Here is a 19,001-nt window from a genome sequence, read left to right as displayed (position 1 = left end):
CAGTCAGTAAAAGGGTGGCTGACAGTCCGCTATCGGGAGCAAGCCCCCTCCCACATTTTTTACCGCGTATTCGTCAGCGGTTACGTACGCATCCCGCGCCCGCTCACCAGCAACCGCGCACAACCGACATACAGGACGATGGTGGCGACGATCATGAAGGTGATCGCCACGCTGATCTTGATATCCGACACGCCCAGAATGCCGTAGCGAAAGGCGTTGACCATGTGCAGCACCGGGTTGGCCAGGGACACCGTCTGCCAGAACGGCGGCAGCAAGGTGATGGAATAGAACACCCCGCCCAGGTAGGTCAATGGCGTCAGCACGAACGTCGGGATGATCGAAATATCATCGAAGTTGCGCGCAAATACCGCGTTGATAAACCCCAGCAACGAGAAGATCGTCGCCGTGAGCACCACCACCAGAATGGTGACGCCCAGGTGATGCACCTGCAGGTGGGTGAAAAACAACGACAGCAAGGTCACGATGACCCCGACCATCAAGCCACGCAGCACGCCGCCCAGGGTGTAGCCGATCAGGATGGTGTGCGGCGACACCGGTGAAACCATCAATTCTTCAATGGAGCGCTGGAACTTGCTGCCAAAGAAACTCGACACCACGTTGCCGTAAGAGTTGGTGATCACCGACATCATGATCAGGCCCGGCACGATGTACTCCATGTAGGTGAAACCACCCATATCGCCGATCTGCCGGCCGATCAGGTTACCGAAGATCACGAAATACAGAACCATGGTGATTGCCGGCGGCAGCAGGGTCTGCGGCCAGATCCGGGTAAAGCGCTTCACTTCGCGGTAGACGATGGTCTGCAGCGCGACGAGGTTGGGTTGCAGTTCGGAACTCATACCGCCACCTTCGCCAGATTTTTCTCCACCAGGGACACGAACAACTCCTCAAGGCGATTGGTTTTGTTACGCAGGCTCAACACTTCAATGTTCTGGGTCGCCAGTTGGCTGAACAGCGCAGTGATGCCCATGGCTTTGTCCACCTGGACTTCCAGCGTGTGGCTGTCCACCAGACGGCTCGGGTAGCCCAACAGCTGCGGCGGCGCCGACAGGTTGTTTTTCAGGTCGAGCACGAAGGTTTCCACGTGCAACTGGCCCAGCAGGTTACGCCATGCTGGTGTTCTCGACAATGGTGCCGTGATCGATGATGCCGATGTTACGGCACAGCTGCTCGGCCTCTTCCAGATAGTGCGTGGTGAGGATGATGGTGATGCCCTTCTCGTTCAGCTCGGTGAGAAAGGTCCACATCGAACGACGCAACTCGATGTCCACGCCAGCGGTGGGTTCGTCGAGAATCAGCAGGCGCGGTTCATGCACCAGGGCGCGGGCGATCATCAGGCGTCGCTTCATGCCCCCGGACAACGACCGCGAAGGCACATCGCGCTTGTCCCACAGGCCCAGTTGAGTCAGGTACTGCTCGGCGCGTTCCTTGGCGATTTTCGCCGGGATGCCGTAGTAGCCGGCTTGGGTCACGACAATATCGAAGGTCTTTTCGAACTGGTTGAAGTTGAATTCCTGGGGCACCACGCCGATAGAGCGCTTGAGCGCCGCCGGGGATTTGTCCAGGTCATGGCCGAAGATATTCACCGAGCCGCTGGTCTTGTTGACCAGGGTCGAAAGGATCCCGATGGTGGTGGATTTGCCGGCACCGTTGGGGCCGAGCAAGGCGAAGAAATCACCTTCGGCGACGTCCAGATCGATACCACTCAGGGCCTGGAAACCGTTGCCGTAGGTTTTGGTTAGCTGCCGGATGGACAGAGCGGAACTCATATCGGATTACGCACCAAAGAAAAGAATAGAAACAATAGATGAGGGCACACCGCAGGTAGTTCAACCTGCGATGAGGTGCCCGCATGGTGCGTGCCCGCGCCGCACAAGTACAGTCACGTCTGTTAATAGTGTGTATCAGGTCAACGCGGTCATCACCGCCTTGCGGTAGGCCGGGCGTTGTTTCAGGCGCTGGTACCAGGCCTCCAGGTTGGGCATCGCCGGGCGCTCGATGGGCATCTCGAACCAGGGGTAGGCAAAGCAGCCCAAGGGAATATCGCCTATGCCGAAGGCTGCTCCGGAAAGGTAAGGTTGCTCGGCAAGGGCCTGGTCGACGGTCGTGAGTGCATCGATGCAGGCTTGGCGCCCGGCATTGATGCTGTCCCAATTGCGCTGTTCGGCCGGTGTGCGCACGATGCCCCAGAACACCGCCTTGAACGGATCGGCGAGTGTGGACGTGGTCCAGTCCATCCACTTCTCGGCGCTGGCGCGAGCTTGCAGATCGCTTGGGTAAAAGTCCGACGCGTGCTTGGCGCACAAGTAACGCACGATGGTGTTGGATTCCCACAGTACGAAGTCGCCGTCTTCGATCATCGGCACCCGGCCATTGGGGTTCAAGGCACGGTATTGCGGCGTGTCGACCACACCAAAAGCCCCGCCCGCATCAATTGCCTCATAGTCCAGGCCGAGTTCCTCGGCGCACCACAGTGCTTTCCTGACGTTTGACGAATTCTTACGACCCCAGATCTTCAGCATGACCGCGCCTTATTGTTGGTGAACATGGCTTGATGAACGACGCAGCATACGCCGGTTCACACGCGGCTTGAATCACTCTGCCTGTCGCCGGGCTGGCCTGGGTGTTCGAAGTGCAGGGGTTGCAGCGCACCGCCTGATTGACCGCCTGGTCACATAAATCCGCGCGGGTTCCGCGATGTTTCCCGGCGAACTCCACCACCGCGGGGTGGTCACTATCGATGAAGCGGCTGGGACTCAGGTATCCCCAGTACACCTTGTAACACCCTGATCACCCCGCTTGGCCGGACGCCGACTAAGCTCCCTGGTGGTTTCGCCCCTGGTTTCACGGAGGATTGAATATGCTGTTGTTGTGGATACTGGTTCTGGTGCTCGGCATTGCCTACCTGGCACACCGCCGCACCGCGCCCCTGCCCGCCCTGGGTGTGGTCGCCGTTTACCTGTTGGCGATGGGCGCCTGGAGCCATGCACCGGGTTGGCTATTGTTGATTTTCTGGGTGCTGATCGCCGTCGTGGCCGTGCCCCTGCTGCTGCCCGACCTGCGCCGCCAGTACTTCACCAAGCCGCTGTTCAGCTGGTTCCAGAAAGTCCTGCCGCCGATGTCCGAAACCGAGCGCGATGCCATCGACGCGGGCACCGTGTGGTGGGACGGCGAACTGTTCAGCGGGCGTCCCGACTGGGACAAATTGCTGGCCTATCCCAAGGTGCAATTGACCGAGGAAGAACAAGCGTTCATCGATGGCCCCACCGAAGAACTCTGCGCCATGGTCAGTGATTGGGAAATTGGTCAAGCCATGGACCTGCCGCCTGCTGCCTGGGAACACATCAAGACCCACGGTTTCTTTGCGCTGATCATTCCCAAGGAATACGGCGGTAAGGGCTTCTCCGCCTATGCCCACTCGCAGGTCGCGATGAAACTGGCGACCCGCAGCGGCGACCTGGCGTCCACCGTCATGGTGCCCAACTCACTGGGCCCCGCCGAGCTGCTGTTGCACTACGGCACCGACGAACAACGCAACCACTACCTGCCGCGCCTGGCGCGTGGCGACGATATTCCCTGTTTCGCCCTGACCGGCCCGTTGGCCGGCTCCGATGCCGGCGCCATGCCCGACACCGGCGTGATCTGCAAAGGTGAATGGGAAGGCAAGGAAACCCTCGGCCTGCGCCTGAACTGGGAAAAACGCTACATCACCCTCGGCCCGGTCGCGACGTTGCTCGGCCTGGCGTTCAAGGCTTATGACCCGGACCATTTGCTGGGTGATGAAGAAGACCTGGGCATCAGCCTCGCACTGATCCCCACTGACACCCCCGGCGTCGAAATCGGCCGCCGCCACCTGCCCTTGGGCGCTGCGTTCATGAATGGCCCCAACTCGGGCAAGGACGTCTTCATTCCGCTGCAATTCCTCATCGGCGGCCAGGAGATGCTCGGCAAGGGCTGGATGATGCTGATGAACTGCCTGTCCGTGGGCCGTTCGATCTCCCTGCCTGCGGTGGGCACCGGCGCGGCCAAGTTCACCAGCCTGGTGACCGGCCAATACGCGCAGGTACGTGAACAGTTCAACGTGCCGCTGTCGGCCTTCGAAGGTATCCAGGAAGCCCTGGCGCGCATTGGCGGCAACGCCTGGCTGATGGACAGCGCGCGCATGCTCACCGCCAACGCCGTGGACCTGGGCGAGAAGCCCTCGGTGCTGTCGGCGATCCTCAAATACCACCTCACCGAACGTGGCCGAGAGTGCATCAGCCACGCCATGGACGTGCACGGCGGCAAGGGCATCATCATGGGCCCGAACAACTACCTGGGCCGCAGCTGGCAAGGCGCGCCGATCTTCATCACCGTGGAAGGCGCGAATATCCTGTCGCGTAACCTGATGATCTTCGGCCAAGGGGCGATCCGCTGCCATCCGTTCGTGCTCAAGGAAATGGCCCTGGCCGGTCGCGAAGACCATGACCAGGCCTTGAAGGAGTTCGATGGCCTGTTGATGCAACATATCGGGTTCGCCGTGAGCAACGCCGCCAGTACGCTGGTGCTGAACCTGGGCATCGGTCACTTCGAAAAAGCCCCAGGCAACCGTTTGAGCCAGGGTTATTTCCGTGCACTTAACCGCCAGGCCGCCGCGTTCGCCCTGCTCGCCGACCTGAGCATGATGCTGCTGGGAGGCGAGTTGAAACGCCGTGAACGGCTGTCGGCGCGCCTGGGTGATGTGCTGAGCCACATGTACCTGGCGTCGGCGGCGCTCAAGCGCTACCACGACCTGGATTCGCCGGATCACCTGGAACCGCTGTTCGCCTGGGCCATGGAAGAAAGCCTTGGCCAGTCCGAGCGCGCACTGGATGAGTTGCTGGGCAACTTCCCGAACAAGGTACTCGGTTGCCTGCTGCGGGTGATTGTGTTCCCGTTTGGGCGCCGGCATACCGGGCCGTCCGATGCCCTGGATGCCGAGGTTGCCGCCGTGATCGGCCGCGCCAAGGGCGACCCGACCCTGGAAGAGCTGCTGGCGGGTTGCTACCGCCCGCAATCGGCGCAAGACCCAGTGGGCGCACTGCAACATGCCTACGATCTGCTCGGCGCCAGCCATCCGCTGCAGAAAAAGCTGCACGCCGCGCTCAAGAGCGGGCAAGTCAAACCGACTGCCGGCGAGCATGCCATCGACGCAGCGCTGCACGCCGGTGTGCTGCAACCGGCCGAAGCGCAAACCCTGCGTGACGCCGAAGCGGCTCGCCGCAAGGTGATCGACGTGGATGATTTCAGCAAGGAAGAGCTGATGCAGGCTGAGGGCAAGGTCCGCTGATACCAGCGGTCATATAAATACGGGCGCGAGAGGCATATACTCTCGCGCCCGTTTTTGCTTTAGAGGACTTATCTCGTGTCCAACGTCGTTGCCGATCATCTCGTCTTGCTCGACCACCTGCGTAGCATCCTGGTTGCCGTCGGCGAAGCCGAACAGGTGCCCGAGGAAAGCCATTCGCTGTTTCTGGAACGTTTTGACGAACTGCGCGCCCTGCTGCCGATCGACCCGATCGAAAGCCAGTACCTGGGCCAGGACTTGATGAGTCAGGTCATCCTGCGCTATCCACAAATCGCCCATCTGGTGCCGCGCGACCTGCTGTGGTTCTTTGGCGGCGATTGCCTGCACTTCATGCCCGACGAAGAACTGGATCTGTACCAGGCCCTGGAAGAACGTCGCTATGAAGCCGAACAGAACGAAGAGCCGTTCGACTGGAACCAGGAAAAACAGCTGCTGGCCATGCCGCAAGATCAAAGCAAGCACTGATCTTCAGAACACCAAAACCCCAAATGTGGTAGGCGGCTTGCCCCCTCCCACATTTTTAACCACATTTCTAACGGCGGCGCAGTGTCGGCTCGTTGGCCATGCACTCCACCAGATAATCGATAAACACCCGTAACTTTGGCGGCAAATACCGCGTAGGCGAATGCAGTAACCACGCTTCACCGTGGTACGACGCGATAAAGTCCCACGCCGGCAACACCTGCACCAACTGCCCTTCCTCCAGTGCATGCCGCGCCGTGAAATAGGGCAAGCTGCCAATCCCCACATGCTGCAGCACGGCATCCAGGCGCACACCCGTGTGGTTCGCCGCATACCGCCCGCGTACATTAACCGTCACCGCCTTGCCGCCCTGGCGAAACTTCCAGCGTGAATCCCCAGGGGTTTCGCCCAGGTAGATGCAGCTGTGCTCCTGCAAATCATGGGGATGACTCGGGGTACCGTGCTCGGCCAGGTACTGCGGCGTTGCGCACAGCAAATGCTCGATCGGCAACAACTGGCGCCCGACCAGACCCGGCGGCGGGCTGTCGGTGATGCGGATGCTCAGATCAACATTGTCGTCGATCAAATCCACGTGCCGATCCTCAAGGATCAGTTGTACATCCACTTTGGGATAGCGCCGCAAAAACGCCGACATATGCGGATGCACCACAAACCGCCCCACCGCCTTGGGCACGCTGACTCGCACCAGGCCTTCGGCTTCATGGGTGAATTGCCCACTGACCTCCATCACCGAACGCGCCGCGTTGACCATCTCCTGGCACCGTTTGAACACCTCTTCGCCGCCCTCGCTGAGGCGCAGCTTGCGCGTGGTGCGTTGTAACAGGCGGGTTGCGAGTGCCTGCTCCAGGCGCGAAATACTGCGGCTCACCGCCGACGGTGAAACGCTCAGTTGGCGCGCCGCTTCGGAGAAACTGCCGGTTTCCACCACCTTGACGAAAATCGCCATTTCGCCCAGCAGCGGCAAAGGAAGATTGATGCTCATGACGCACAGGTCCATTGATATTTCGATGGATTATCACCCATCAGCGCACTATTTATACTGCCCACGCCACCTGGATGCGGATGTAGACGATGACCGAGCGCCTGTTTTTCACCCACGATCACCTGACGGCCGAGCTGCAAGTGCTGCGTTGCACACCGCACGAGGACCACTTCGCCGTGATTGTGCAATCAACGATTTTCCATCCCCAAGGCGGTGGACAGCCATTCGATACCGGATGGCTCGGCAACAGCCAGGTGCTGCGCGTCATACAGGAAGCCGAGCAGGTGGTGCACTACGTCGATCAACCCGTGGCACCCGGTCTGGTGACCGCGCGGGTCGATGCGCAACGCCGCACGCTGCACACGCGTCTTCATTCAGCGGGCCATTTGATTGGCAATGCCGGCGAACGCCTAGGCTGGATGCCGATCAAGGCTCACCATTGGCCGGGTGAAGGCAAGATCACCTTTATCCGTGGCGACGCTGCACAGCCCATGGACGCCGAGGCGCTTCAACAGCAGGTCAATCGCTGGATCGCCGCTGACTATCCACGGCATATGAAGCTGGAGGAAGGCACTCGCGAGATCGGCTTCGGCGAGCTGCCGGCCTATGCCTGTGGAGGTACTCATGTCCAGGCGCTGGCGGAAGTGGGCCAAGTAACGATCCTGGCCCTGTCGGAGAAAAAAGGCGCGTTGTCGGTTCGCTACGAAATCACCTGACACGCCGAGCGCCAAAATGTGGGAGGGGGCTTGCTCCCGATGGCGGTGTGTCAGTTACAAATAAGCTGACTGACACACTGCTATCGGGAGCAAGCCCCCTCCCACATTTAAGTCTGTGCACTACAAAAAACATCCAGCTACACAGCCATCGCCCCCGCCCTGCCCGGCTCGACCACAAATGACTGCAGCGTGGACACCGTGGCCGCTGGATCCCGTGGATCGCTGATCACGCGAAAATGCGTGAGCATTTTCTGCGCGTCCACTTGCACCGACACATACCCACGCTGACGACTGTCAAAAAACCTCACATGGGGGTTGAGCGGCAGGATCTTCCTGAACGCTTCATAAGGCGGACCATCGGAGGTCACCGAAGAGCCGACGAACTCGGTCGCGACAATCGGTGAATCAAGATCATCGCCATCCGCGTGTAGATCCGTGGCCCAGAACGAGTGAATATCGCCGCCCCAGAACACCGGGTTCTGCACGCGATTGCGCTGGATAGACGCCAGCATCCGCGTGCGGTTGGCCATATAACCATCCCAGCCATCGGTCCAGCGCCCGACCTTGTGCTGGGTCAGGTCACGCTGCACCAGCGGCGCGACCAGCAGGTCCTGGGCGATCACGTTCCACTGCGCTTTGGATTGGGCAAACCCCTGGTCCAGCCAGGCCTCCTGCTGCCAGCCAAGCAAGGTGCGACCTGGATCACGCAGATCGCTGCAGGGGTTGATGGCAACATGCCCCTGATGACTGCCGTTGGCCTGGATGCACGGTTGTTCGGAGCGATACTGTCGACCGTCGAGCACATGGAAACGCACCAACTGGCCGTAGTCGAGGCGTCGATAGATGCGCATGTCCGGCCCCTGTGGCCGGCTGCTCGCGCGCAACGGCATGTGCTCGTAAAACGCCTGGTAGGCCGCCGCCCGCTGCTGGAGAAACGGCGCCACAGGGATATTCGGGTCCTGGGACCAGCGGTTGGCATAGTCGTTCTGCACTTCGTGATCGTCCCAGGTCGCCACGCTGGGCGCGGCGGCATGCAGGGCCTGCAGATCCGGGTCGGTCTTGTACAGCGCGTAGCGGTTGCGGTAGTCGCGCAAACTCACCGCATTGCCGCTGCCGTGGGCGCGAAAGACTTTGCCGGAGTCCGCCGCGTACGAGCTGTCGTAGATATAGTCACCGAGGAAAAACACCAGGTCCGGTCGCTCGACCGCCAGGTGACGGTAGGCACTGAAATATCCGCGCTCCCAGTGCGAGCACGAGACGAACCCGAGCCGGACCGACGCCATCTCATGCCGCGCCGGCGTGGTGCGCGCCTGGCCGACCGGGCTCTGCGCGCCAAGGCCTTCGAACTGATACCAATACGGCCGGCCCGCCGCCAGCCCCGCCACTTCCACATGCACCGAATGGGCAAAATGCCCGGTCGCCATCACCTCGCCCTGCTTGACGATGCGGGTCATCGCCGCATCGCTGGCCACCCGCCAGCGCACCGGCACCGCACGCTGCAAGCCACCGCGCCCATCTTCGGCATTGAAGCAGGGCGCCAGGCGCGTCCAAATCACAAAACCGTCCGGCAGCGGGTCACCCGACGCCACGCCCAGGGTGAATGGATAATCGACCCCGGCGCTGCGCGCAAAGGGACTCAGGATGGAAAATGCGGTCGCGACGGCAATCCCAGTGAGGACTCGGCGGCGTTCGGGGTCTACCGCGCCATTCATAACCCACGCTTCCAATTCACAAGACTAAAAGACATCTCGGCCTGCTCCGCGTCCAGCGCCTGCAACAGCAAACGCGCAGTTAACAAATGCGGCAACGAACGACTCATGGCTGGCAGCTCCCGATATAAATTTTTCGAGCATGTAGCGCCGTCATGTCAGTTTCATGACTGCATAAGATCACTTCACCACGCGTCTGTAAGACCCTTTCTAGAGCCTTCAAAACGTAAATTAAAGTTAACCGTTCGGTCATTTTTGCTTGCTAGCGTGTTGCCCCTAATTCAATAACGGGGTAACGGAATGAGAACCTGGGATGAACCCAAGAAGCGCAAGGCGCACATCGAACTGATCCCAATGATCGACGTGATGATGTTCCTCCTGGTGTTTTTTGTACTGGTGAGCTTGAACGTGATTCCGGCCCTGGGCATGAAGACTCAGCTGCCCAGCGCCAGCAGTTCGCAGCAGCTCAAACCGCAGAACAAGTTCATCTTGACCTTGGGCCTGGAAGGCCAACTGCAACTGGATGGCAAGGACCTCACGGTGGATGCCCTGGTGCCGGCGCTGAAGGCGGCGCAAAAGCCCGATACCCGGTCGACGATCATCGTCAACAGCGACAAAGGCGTTGAAGTCTCGCGCCTGGTGGAAGTGATGGACACCCTGCGCCTGGGTGGCTTCACCTCCGTGTCCATTGCCACGCGCAAGTCCTGATCATGTACGTCCTGTTTCGTGCGCGTCAGCTGCTGGGCAGTGTCCCGGCCCTGATTGCCCTGGTGCTGATTGCGCTGGGTATCCAGTCGCAGACCTTGAAGGTCGAGCCGGTGTATGACGAGTCGGCGGTCGAGTTGGCGCTGGTTGAGCCAGAGCCGCAAGTGGTCCCGCAGCCCGTGGTAGAGCAAGCGCCACCACCGCCGGTCATCGAGGAGGAGGACGCCGAGCCCGCTCCGCCGCCCCCGCCCAAGCCTGTGCCCAAACCTGAACCCAAGCCCAAGCCAAAACCTGTGCCCAAGCCTGCGCCCGTGGTCGCCAAGCCCGTGCCGACGCCGCCACCGGTAGCCGCCAAACCAGCACCGGCGCCGGTACCACAGACCGTGCAAGCACCCGCCCCGCCCGCGCCGCCGAAGGTCGACAGCCAGGCGCTGGAAGGCGGCTACCTCAAGGGCTTGCGCAACGAGTTGGACACCTACAAGCAGTACCCCACCGGGCGTCAGGCATCCCTCGAACGCCCCAGTGGCGAAGTGGTGGTGTGGCTGCTGGTGGACCGCCAGGGCCGCGTGCTGGATTCGGGCCTGCAAACCCAGGCCGCGAGCATGTTGCTCAACCGGGCCGCCAGCAACAGCTTGCGTCGCATCAAGCAGGTCAAGCCGTTCCCCGAGCAAGCCTTCGGGGGCCGCAACGAACAGCGCTTCACCGCCACCTTCAACTACAGCGTGCAATAAGCACCCGACACCAGGACGACCGTGATGAAGTTCACCCGCATGCATCTGGCACTCGTTGCCGCCACCAGCATGACCCAGGCCGTGGTCATGGCAGACACGAGCGACAGTAACGTCGGCACCATCGGCGTACAGGGCAAGGCCAGCGCCGGGGGCGGCTACATGGTGCCGGAAGAAAGCATCAAGGGCCGCTCCACCGTGACCAAGGAAGCGCTGGACAAGCAGGCCGCGACCGGCAACGCCATCGACAAGCTCAAGTACACCCCAGGCTTGAACATTTCCAGCGAAGACAACACCGGCCTCTCGGGCTTTCGCTTCACGATGCGCGGCATGAACTCCGACCAGGTGGGCATGTCGGTGGACGGCATGCCGATCAACGACTCGGGCAACTATGCGCTGTACTCCAACCTGCTGGGCGATCCGGAAAACATCGACCAGATCTTCGTCACCCAAGGCGCGTCGGAAGCCGACGGCCCGCACATCGGCTCCAGTGGCGGCAACATCGGCATCGTGACCATTCGACCAACCAAGGAAACAGGCGCCTTCGTCAAACAGATCGTCGGCAGCAACGCCACCCGCAAGACCTTCGCCCGCCTCAACAGCGGCGAGGTCAACGGCCTGAGCAACTGGCTATCGGTGTCCCATACCGAAGGGGATATGTGGCGCGGCTCGGGGGCCGTGCGTGCGGACAAGGTGGAATGGAATAGCTTTTTCGACGCCGGCAATGGCAACACCGCCAACCTGATCCTCAAGTACCACGAGCAGGACAACAACAGTTACAGCCAACTGACCAAGGCCCAATTCCAGCAGTACGGGCGCAAGTACGACCCCTACCCGGCGACGCCGACCGTGGGCAGCAACGGCAAGTACAACAGCTACTACGCCCTGGCGCAGAACCCGTTCCAGACCTTTACCGCCGTGCTCAATACCCAGTTCAAACTGGCCGACAACCTGGCCCTGTCGGTGATCCCGTATTACTTCTGGGGCAATGGCAGTGGCGTCGGTGCATCCAGCTATGCCCTCAACCGTGGCTCCAACCAAGGCGGCGTGTTCGACCTCGGCAACCTGCCGACTGCCGCCCAATACACCGCCGACGGCACGCCGAACAGCGGCGTGTACTATCGCCCGTCGCGCACGCAAACCTGGCGCCCGGGCATCACCACCAAACTGACCTGGGACCTGGGCGACCACAGCCTGCAATTCGGTTACTGGTACGAGCGTGCGCGCCAGAGCCAGACCCAGCCATTCATTGCGCTCAAGAGCAATGGCAAGCCGGTCGACACCTGGCCGGATTCCAACAGCGCCATCGTCGATGCCAACGGCAACACCGTGCAGGGCCGCGACCGCTTCACCGTGACCCCGGCGCAAAAAGTCTGGGCCCAGGACACCTGGTACATCAACTCGGACTGGACCTTCATCGCAGGCCTGGCCTACATGAACGTCGAGCGTGACGGCACCAACCACGGCAGCCTCAACGAGCAGCCGGAAAAGCGTAACCAGACCTACAACAAACTGCTGCCCAACGTCGGCCTCAAATACCAGCTGGACGAGCGCGACCAGCTGTTCTACAGCCTGTCACGCAACATGCGCGTACCGCAAAACTATGCGCTGTATGACAAGGGCGTCGACTCCATCAACCTCGAGCCGGAAACCAGCTGGAACCACGAATTGGGCTGGCGCTACAACGGCGATGATATGACGTTGGCCGCGACCCTGTTCTACATGGACTTCAAGAATCGTCAGGTGTCTTCCAAGGACATCAACGGCGACGCTGCCGACATCAACGTCGGCGCCGTCACCAACAAAGGCCTGGAACTGGAATGGAGCGGCCTGCTGCCCAACCACTTCAATTACTACACCTCCTACACCTACACCAAGGCCGAGCAGCAAGATGACATGAGCGTCTATAACGCCGGCCAGGCCATCCTGTTGCCCACCAGCGGCAAGCAATTTGCCAACGTGCCGAAGAACATGCTGGCGGCCAACATCGGCTACGACGACGGGCGTTTCTACGGCACCTTCGGCGGCAAGTACACCAGCAAACTCTACGGCGACCTGACCAACGACGAAGCCATTTCCGGGCGCACCGTGTTCAACCTCGGCGCCGGTATCTACCTGCCGGTGGACAAGAAAGTGGTCAAGGACGCGACCCTGCGCCTGAACGTCGACAACCTGTTCGACAAGAAATACCTGGACGGCGTGTACACCACCAAGACCAACGCCGCCAGCTACAGCGGCTTTCGCGACGGCGACCCGGCGTACATCGTCGGCCTGGACCGCACCGTCACGGTTTCGCTGGAAGCCAATTTCTAAGACTGACCCAAGAGGATCGCAAGCATGGATATGAACCTGCTCCACGACGTCACCTTCTATGTGATGTATGCCGCGATGGCCATCGCCATCTTCATCGCCATCGAGCGTGGCATCTACTTCGCTTACGTACGCCGCCAGGCCCGCGCCCTGATCGACGCCTTGGGCACCAACGTGCACAGCGAACGCGACTTGCCGCAGAGCCTGACCGGTCGCCGCAGCCTGGCGCTGGACATGATCCTGCCGGTGCTGGCCCAGAAGGCATCTCACGGTTCGCGCAAAGACCTGGACGACGAAATCGACACCCAGTACCTCAAGACCCGCGCCCCGCTGGCCCGCAGCCTGTGGATCATCGAGACCATCACCACTGCCGCCCCGCTGCTTGGCCTGCTGGGGACCATCTTGGGCATCATCGACACCTTCAAGGCGCTGGCCACGGCGGGCGTGTCCGACCCAGGGCAGATTTCCGGTGGTATCGGCACGGCCTTGTTCGCCACCGGGCTGGGTATCGCCATCGCGCTGTTCTGCGTGGTGTTTCACAACTTCTTCCAAGACAGCCTGGAGCGCATCAACGACCAGTTGAAGATCCTGCTGATTCGCGCCGCCAGCGGTGCCCGTGTGCAGGGTGAAGTACCGCATCTGGTACCGACGCCGTTGCACACCCGCACGGCATGACCTTCGGGGTGGGCGCTATAGGCGCCCGTCCTTTTTTTGCCCGCCGAGACACCTATGTCCCTATCGATCAAGTTGCGTATCGCAGGCCTCACCGGCCTGCTGCTCAGTCCGCTGGCCCAGGCGGATTTTTCAATTCCAGGCTTTGAGCTGGTGCATACCGTACCGGTCGACACTGTGCTGGGTACCGCCGATTTGCGTCAGCCTGGGCCTGTGTGGATCGAGCTGTTTGACGGCGCAAAACAGCGCATTGATATCGGCCAGTTCTACGCGGCCGATCATCCCGGCTCGGTGATGGACAAGGTCACCGAACACCTGGAAGCCGCCGGCAAGCGCGGCGTGAAGATTCGTTTTCTGCTTGAAGAAAAAGGCCTCAAGTTGTCGGATGCGGCCACCCTGGAACGCTTGCGCGCCATCCCAAACCTGACGTTCCGCGTACTGCCTTTCGGGCAAGTGAGCGGCGGGATCATCCACGCCAAGTACATGGTAGTGGACGGCGAGCAGGCATTTATCGGCAGCCAGAATTTCGACTGGCGCTCCCTGGAACATATCCACGAAACCGGACTGCGCATCAGCGATGCGACTGTAGTCGGGCAGGTCCAGGCGATCTTCGACCAGGACTGGCAAGCCCAACAGGCCCTCGCCGAACACCGGCCGGTGCCGCTGCCGGCCACCGGCCAGGAACCTGCGCGCACCGGTAACTACCTGGTGGCCAGCCCACATCGCTACAACCCGCCCGGCGTCGGTGATTCACAGCTGGAGTTGCCGCGCCTGCTGGGCGAAGCGAAGAAGGAGGTGCGTGTGCAGTTGCTCGACTATGCACCGCTGTCCTACGGCCCGGATCGGACCCGCCCCTACTACGCGGTGATCGACAACGCCGTGCGCGCCGCCGCTGCGCGGGGGGTGTCGATCAAGCTGATGGTGTCCAACTGGAACACCGACCCGCTGGAACTGCCCTACCTCAAGAGCCTCGCGGTGCTGCCGAATGTGCAGATCAGGATCGTCACCCTGCCCGAAGCCAAGCAAGGCTTTATCCCGTATGCGCGGGTGATCCATAGCAAGGCCATGGAGATCGACGGGCAGGTAGCGTGGGTTGGGACCAGCAACTGGTTGGGCGGCTACCTGGATAACTCGCGCAATCTAGAAGTGGTGATGCGCAGCGACGCCATGGCCAAGCGTTTAGGCGAACTGCATGAACAGCTATGGGATGGACCCTATGCCAGAGCCCTTGGCGTGGCGGATGAATACCCCGCGCCCCACCCTGGCCAGCATTGACCTCCCACACCTGAGTGATGGTAGTGTGTGGAAATGTTTCTGACTAATCCGTCAGAAACCTCCCACTTATTACCTGCAAAGGAGTGCCTTCATCCATGTACTTTCCACTCAAGCAATTGGCGGCTGCCACCCTGCTCGCCGCGGGTCTTTCGGCAGTCGCCACCCCTGCTTTTGCTAACATCACCGCTGACCAAAGCACCGCGATCCTGAAGAGTTTCAGCGAAACGCCCGTCACCGATTTCCGCAGTTTCCTCGCCATCCTGGCCAAGGTCGAGCCGGGCAAGAGCGCTGACGTCGGCCCGGCTATCAGCGCGTTTCTCGACAACAAAACCTTGAGCGTCGACCAGCAAGACGAGATCAATCGCCTGCTGGGCATTTATACCCGCGTGAAATACGGCAAGGCTGCGCTCGACAACCTGCGCGAACTGGTGGAAATCCCAACGTTCAACGTAGACGGCCTGCCACAGTACAAAAACCCGGAATTTCTCAAGATCGCCGACAAGATCCAGGCCCTGGCCAAGTCATTCAACTTGAACTTCCGCAACGTCGATAACCGTGTGTATGAAATTTCCCTGGAAGGCAGCAGCGACGAAGTGGTGGGCATCCACGCCCACGCCGACGTGGTGCCGGTGACGCCAGAGAACTGGGTACTCAAGGATGGCACCAAACTGGACCCGTTCAAGGTCACGCTGATCGGCGACCGCATGTACGGCCGTGGCACCGAGGATGACAAGAACGCCATCATCGTGGCGATGTACGCCATGAAGGTGATCAAGGAAGAAAAGCTGCCGCTGGCGCGCACGTTCAAGCTGCTGGTGGACACCACCGAAGAAACCTCCGGTGACGCCATTCCCTACTATTTCGAACGTAATCCCACGCCGCAGTACAACCTGGCGCTGGATGGCGGTTACCCGGTAGTGATCGCCGAGAAAGGCTCGGGCACGGTCATGGCCACCTTCCCGGTGCGCAAGGGTGAAGGCACCGGCGCGGAAATTATCGGGTTGACCGGCGGCAAGGCCACCAACCAGATTCCATCGGTTTCGGTCGCAACCCTGGTCAGCGATAAACCGGCTGAATTGGCGGCCAGCCTGCAGCAGGCCGGGGATGACTATGCCAAGCGCAACGGCGGCAATTTCCAAGTGAGCACCAAGGTCGACGGCAAGGACGTCAAACTCACCGTCACCGGCGTGTCTGCCCACTCTTCGGAACCCGAAACCGGGGTCAACCCGGTCGCCCGTATGCTGGAGTTGATCCACAGCGTCGACGGCAAGATTGCCTTCAAGCACAACCACATCACGGATGCTGCGAAGTACGCGGCGGACAACTGGGGCCTGGATTACCTGGGCGGCAAATTGGACGTGGGCTACTCGGATGATTTCATGGGCCCGCTGACCACCTCGCCAACCTTTGTCGGCCTGGATGACAAAGCCCTTAAGCTGGCCGTGAACCTGCGCGCACCGAAGGGCAAAACCCCGGAGGCACTCAAGGCACAGATCGAGCAGAAGCTGAACGCGTGGGACCAGCAAGCCAAGGTCAACGTGAACTTCACGTATTCGCTGGATACCCCGATGTACCGCAACCCCGAAGGTGAATGGGTGAAAGCCTTGCTGGCGGTGGCCACTGAAAACCTGGGCATGCAGCACACGTTCGGCACCTCCGCCGGCGCCACCTCCGTGCACGACCTGCCTAACGGCGTGCAATTCGGCCTGGCCCGTCCGGAGGAGAAATACACCGGACACACCGACGGCGAGTTCAAGACCGTCCCGCAATTTTTGCTGGACCTGCAGATCGTCACCGAAATGATGGGCCGTGTCGGCCAGTTGCCCAAGCTCTGAGCCTCCACGTGGGAGGCCCGATCTAAAAGGCAACACCGCTTAAATGTGGGAGGGGCGGTGCGACGGTTCGACTTGCCCCCGATGGCGGCCTGAAAGCCAACAATGATGTTGGATCAGAGCGAGTACATATCCGTTGCTGCGGTAACGGCGGCTTAGGGTTCCGCCCTTACGGCGGGTCACTTTTGGAAAAGAGCCCCAAAAGTAACCAAAAGGGCTCCTGCCCCACCACTCGGCACCTCGCTCACGCTCGGTGTGCCCGTAATCCGACAGTAATTTGGAGGGCCGCCGCCACGCGCCATCCATGGCGCGGGGCGGCTAAACCGGCATCCCTGCCGGTTTACCCTCCAAATCACTATCGAATTCCGGCCAGCGTGGTTTAACGGGGCGCCTAAGATCAAGATCAAGATCAAGAGCGGCTCGCTTCGCATCGTGGTTAGAGTAGGTGCAACAACGTTGTGTATTACCTATGCCCTGATGACGGCATGTCAGTCAACGCGTGCTTGACTGGCCCACCGCTATCGGGAGCAAGCGCCTTCCACATTGGGCTCTGGTGCGTCTTGCAGATCGGGTATTCAGGTCTGCAACATCAGCATGTCTTCAAAGAACCCACCAACTGGCTCCGTGGGATGGCACAGCTGGATCTCCAGTACCCAGGCCATTTCACTCGGCGCAATCTCCAGGTCGGCCAACTGCTTGCTCTCGAACAACGCATGGGGAAAATCCGCGAGGCGATGCCCGGCCAGGTTGCGCGCCAGTCTCCAGCCCTTGGCCACGGCGCTCTGTTCTGCGAAGTCGTAGAGTTCGCGCCCGGTCAGGCCGCGCAGCCATGCCTGGCGCGTTTCATCGAACACCCCATGCAGCGCGGTGGTACAGGCCAGGTGCAGCGGTGCGTCGCCAAATACAAAGGTGTCGCCGTAGTCGCCTTCATAACCGTCCCACACCGGGCCTAGATCGACCACGGCAATATCCGTGGCGCGCAGCCTGCGCTGAGGGTCGATGCCTTCGCGGGGCGGGCGCACCGTGTCGGCGCCAAAACGGATGTAAGTGGGATGCCAGGTGTGCGAAGCGCCCATGGCCTGAAGTTGCTGCGCAGCCATCTCCAGGGCTTCGCCGGTGGTCATGCCGACTTTCAACTGGCTGACGATGGCCGCGAGGGCGCGTATGGATTTTTCTCGCGCCGCCAGCATGCCATCCAGGGAGTAACGCGGGCCGACCTTCTCCCAGATCGGGTCGAACCCCGGAGAGAGTCTTACAGTGCTTGACCGACCACTGGCGACAAAGGCCTCCGCGACAAACCGATGGCTTGGCAACCCCGCCTCCAGGCAATGGCTGCGTACCTGGCCAAGCATAGTGGCGTTACCGCACGCATAGACATGCGCCACTTCCCAGTGGTGCCCATGACTCAACGCAACCTCGTGCACCCTGCCCTCGGATGAGCGTACGGGGTGCCAGTGAAAACCTGGATGCTCGAGCATCGACTGGTCCAGGAAGGCGCTGTCATAAAAATCCGCGGAGTGCGCCCCGCCCCAATACAAGGTCACCTCACGATCACGCTTGAGTGCGCTCAACAGAATCGGCTTGATGCCCGCGTAACCGGTGCCCGTGGCGAACAGGACAACGGCGGCGGCATCATCCTCCTGCCAGGTGCAGGCGCCGAACGGCCCCTCCAATTGCACGCGCTCACCCACGGCCAAGCCGTCCAGAATACCGTCGGAAAAGTACCCGCCGCAGACCCGACGAATGTGGAAGACCAGACGCCCGTCGTCCTGCGCAGGCAGGTTGGCAATCGAGAAACAGCGCGTGTCCCCGTCTGCCAGACGGAACTTGAGGTATTGGCCGGGCCGGGCCAGCAGCGGCGCATCCGGCTTCAGTACCAACTCGATGACGTCCGGCGCGAGTGCGCGCTTGTCGAGTACCTGCGCATCGACGACCAGCGCGGGGCTATCCAGGGACCAGCCAGGTATTTCCAGACGCATGTCGGTGCACGCGTGGCTCTGGCACAACAACATTTCATTGGCCGCCAGGGGGTAACAGGGTACGGGTGCGTCCGGCGACAGGTGCTTGGGCCGATACTCGCCTGCGGCGACCACCACCTTGCACGAACCGCAGGCGCCACGGCGGCAGGAGAACGGCACGGACAAGCCGCTGGCGAGCATGGCGTCAAGCAACAGCTCGTCGCCGGCCTCAAAGGTTTTTCCCGAGGGAGACAGTTCGATGACATGACGCATGTTCGTGGGAC

14 protein-coding genes and 2 pseudogenes are annotated in these 19,001 nt (G+C 61.1%); 9 read left to right on the top strand and 7 right to left on the bottom strand.

Translation table 11 applies throughout. The features are described from left to right. Positions 1–80: 80 nt before the first annotated feature. From QF045_RS11875 to QF045_RS27735, 4 genes and pseudogenes are all read right to left on the bottom strand, one after another. Positions 81–860 (bottom strand): ABC transporter permease, encoded by a 780-nt coding sequence (locus QF045_RS11875; RefSeq protein ID WP_065888200.1) that lies wholly within the window; start codon positions 858–860, stop codon positions 81–83. Next, positions 857–1,790, bottom strand: a pseudogene (locus QF045_RS11870) (ABC transporter ATP-binding protein). Before QF045_RS11870 ends, QF045_RS11875 begins: the two are co-directional and overlap by 4 nt. Before the next feature lie 135 nt (positions 1,791–1,925). Continuing rightward, positions 1,926–2,543, bottom strand: coding sequence for a glutathione S-transferase family protein (locus QF045_RS11865; protein ID WP_306492347.1), 618 nt, complete (start codon positions 2,541–2,543; stop codon positions 1,926–1,928). Positions 2,544–2,652: 109 nt separating this feature from the next. Then, positions 2,653–2,796, bottom strand: a pseudogene (locus tag QF045_RS27735) (cysteine protease); the annotation flags it as partial. Positions 2,797–2,881: 85 nt separating this feature from the next. On the opposite strand from QF045_RS27735, the gene QF045_RS11860 reads away from it, so the two are divergent. Then, entirely contained in the window at positions 2,882–5,329 is a 2,448-nt protein-coding gene (locus QF045_RS11860) for an acyl-CoA dehydrogenase (RefSeq protein ID WP_306492346.1), read from the top strand. Positions 5,330–5,404: 75 nt separating this feature from the next. Then, positions 5,405–5,812, top strand: a complete 408-nt coding sequence (locus tag QF045_RS11855; protein WP_306492345.1) for a PA2817 family protein — start codon at positions 5,405–5,407, stop codon at positions 5,810–5,812. A gap of 67 nt (positions 5,813–5,879) precedes the next feature. Here QF045_RS11855 and QF045_RS11850 read toward each other — a convergent pair whose 3' ends face one another. Next, the gene (locus QF045_RS11850; RefSeq protein WP_306492344.1) at positions 5,880–6,812 is read right to left on the bottom strand and encodes a LysR family transcriptional regulator; all 933 of its coding nucleotides are present in this window, start codon (positions 6,810–6,812) and stop codon (positions 5,880–5,882) included. An 89-nt stretch (positions 6,813–6,901) separates the two neighbouring features. Here QF045_RS11850 and QF045_RS11845 point away from each other — a divergent pair, with 89 nt between their 5' ends. Then, the gene (locus QF045_RS11845) at positions 6,902–7,528 is read left to right on the top strand and encodes an alanyl-tRNA editing protein (RefSeq protein ID WP_306492343.1); all 627 of its coding nucleotides are present in this window, start codon (positions 6,902–6,904) and stop codon (positions 7,526–7,528) included. 137 nt (positions 7,529–7,665) lie between these two features. Here the strand turns inward: QF045_RS11845 and QF045_RS11840 are convergent, their stop codons facing one another. Beyond that, the gene (locus QF045_RS11840; RefSeq protein WP_306492342.1) at positions 7,666–9,240 is read right to left on the bottom strand and encodes an alkaline phosphatase; all 1,575 of its coding nucleotides are present in this window, start codon (positions 9,238–9,240) and stop codon (positions 7,666–7,668) included. Between the two features lie 297 nt (positions 9,241–9,537). Here QF045_RS11840 and QF045_RS11835 point away from each other — a divergent pair, with 297 nt between their 5' ends. The 6 genes from QF045_RS11835 to QF045_RS11810 all read left to right on the top strand — a co-directional run bounded on the left by QF045_RS11835 (position 9,538) and on the right by QF045_RS11810 (position 16,762). Further along, entirely contained in the window at positions 9,538–9,945 is a 408-nt protein-coding gene (locus QF045_RS11835; RefSeq protein ID WP_306492341.1) for a biopolymer transporter ExbD, read from the top strand. Positions 9,946–9,947: 2 nt separating this feature from the next. Continuing rightward, positions 9,948–10,673, top strand: coding sequence for an energy transducer TonB (locus QF045_RS11830; protein ID WP_306492340.1), 726 nt, complete (start codon positions 9,948–9,950; stop codon positions 10,671–10,673). A gap of 24 nt (positions 10,674–10,697) precedes the next feature. Further along, positions 10,698–12,983: a TonB-dependent receptor gene (locus QF045_RS11825; protein WP_306492339.1), complete on the top strand. Its 2,286-nt coding sequence runs from the start codon at positions 10,698–10,700 to the stop codon at positions 12,981–12,983. Between the two features lie 24 nt (positions 12,984–13,007). After that, entirely contained in the window at positions 13,008–13,655 is a 648-nt protein-coding gene (locus QF045_RS11820) for a MotA/TolQ/ExbB proton channel family protein (protein WP_306492338.1), read from the top strand. Positions 13,656–13,709: 54 nt separating this feature from the next. Next, entirely contained in the window at positions 13,710–14,927 is a 1,218-nt protein-coding gene (locus QF045_RS11815) for a phospholipase D-like domain-containing protein (RefSeq protein ID WP_306492337.1), read from the top strand. Between the two features lie 95 nt (positions 14,928–15,022). Next, complete coding sequence (locus QF045_RS11810; RefSeq protein WP_306492336.1) at positions 15,023–16,762, top strand: dipeptidase; 1,740 nt, start codon at positions 15,023–15,025, stop codon at positions 16,760–16,762. Between the two features lie 572 nt (positions 16,763–17,334). On the opposite strand, the gene QF045_RS11805 is transcribed toward QF045_RS11810, so the two are convergent. After that, positions 17,335–18,990, bottom strand: coding sequence for a M24 family metallopeptidase (locus tag QF045_RS11805; protein ID WP_306492335.1), 1,656 nt, complete (start codon positions 18,988–18,990; stop codon positions 17,335–17,337). Positions 18,991–19,001: the final 11 nt, after the last annotated feature.

It is taken from the genome of Pseudomonas sp. W4I3, from assembly GCF_030816195.1.
Taxonomy (GTDB): Bacteria; Pseudomonadota; Gammaproteobacteria; order Pseudomonadales; family Pseudomonadaceae; genus Aquipseudomonas.
The sequence above is the reverse complement of the archived record's forward strand: the minus strand, read 5'-3'. Positions and strand labels throughout refer to the sequence as shown.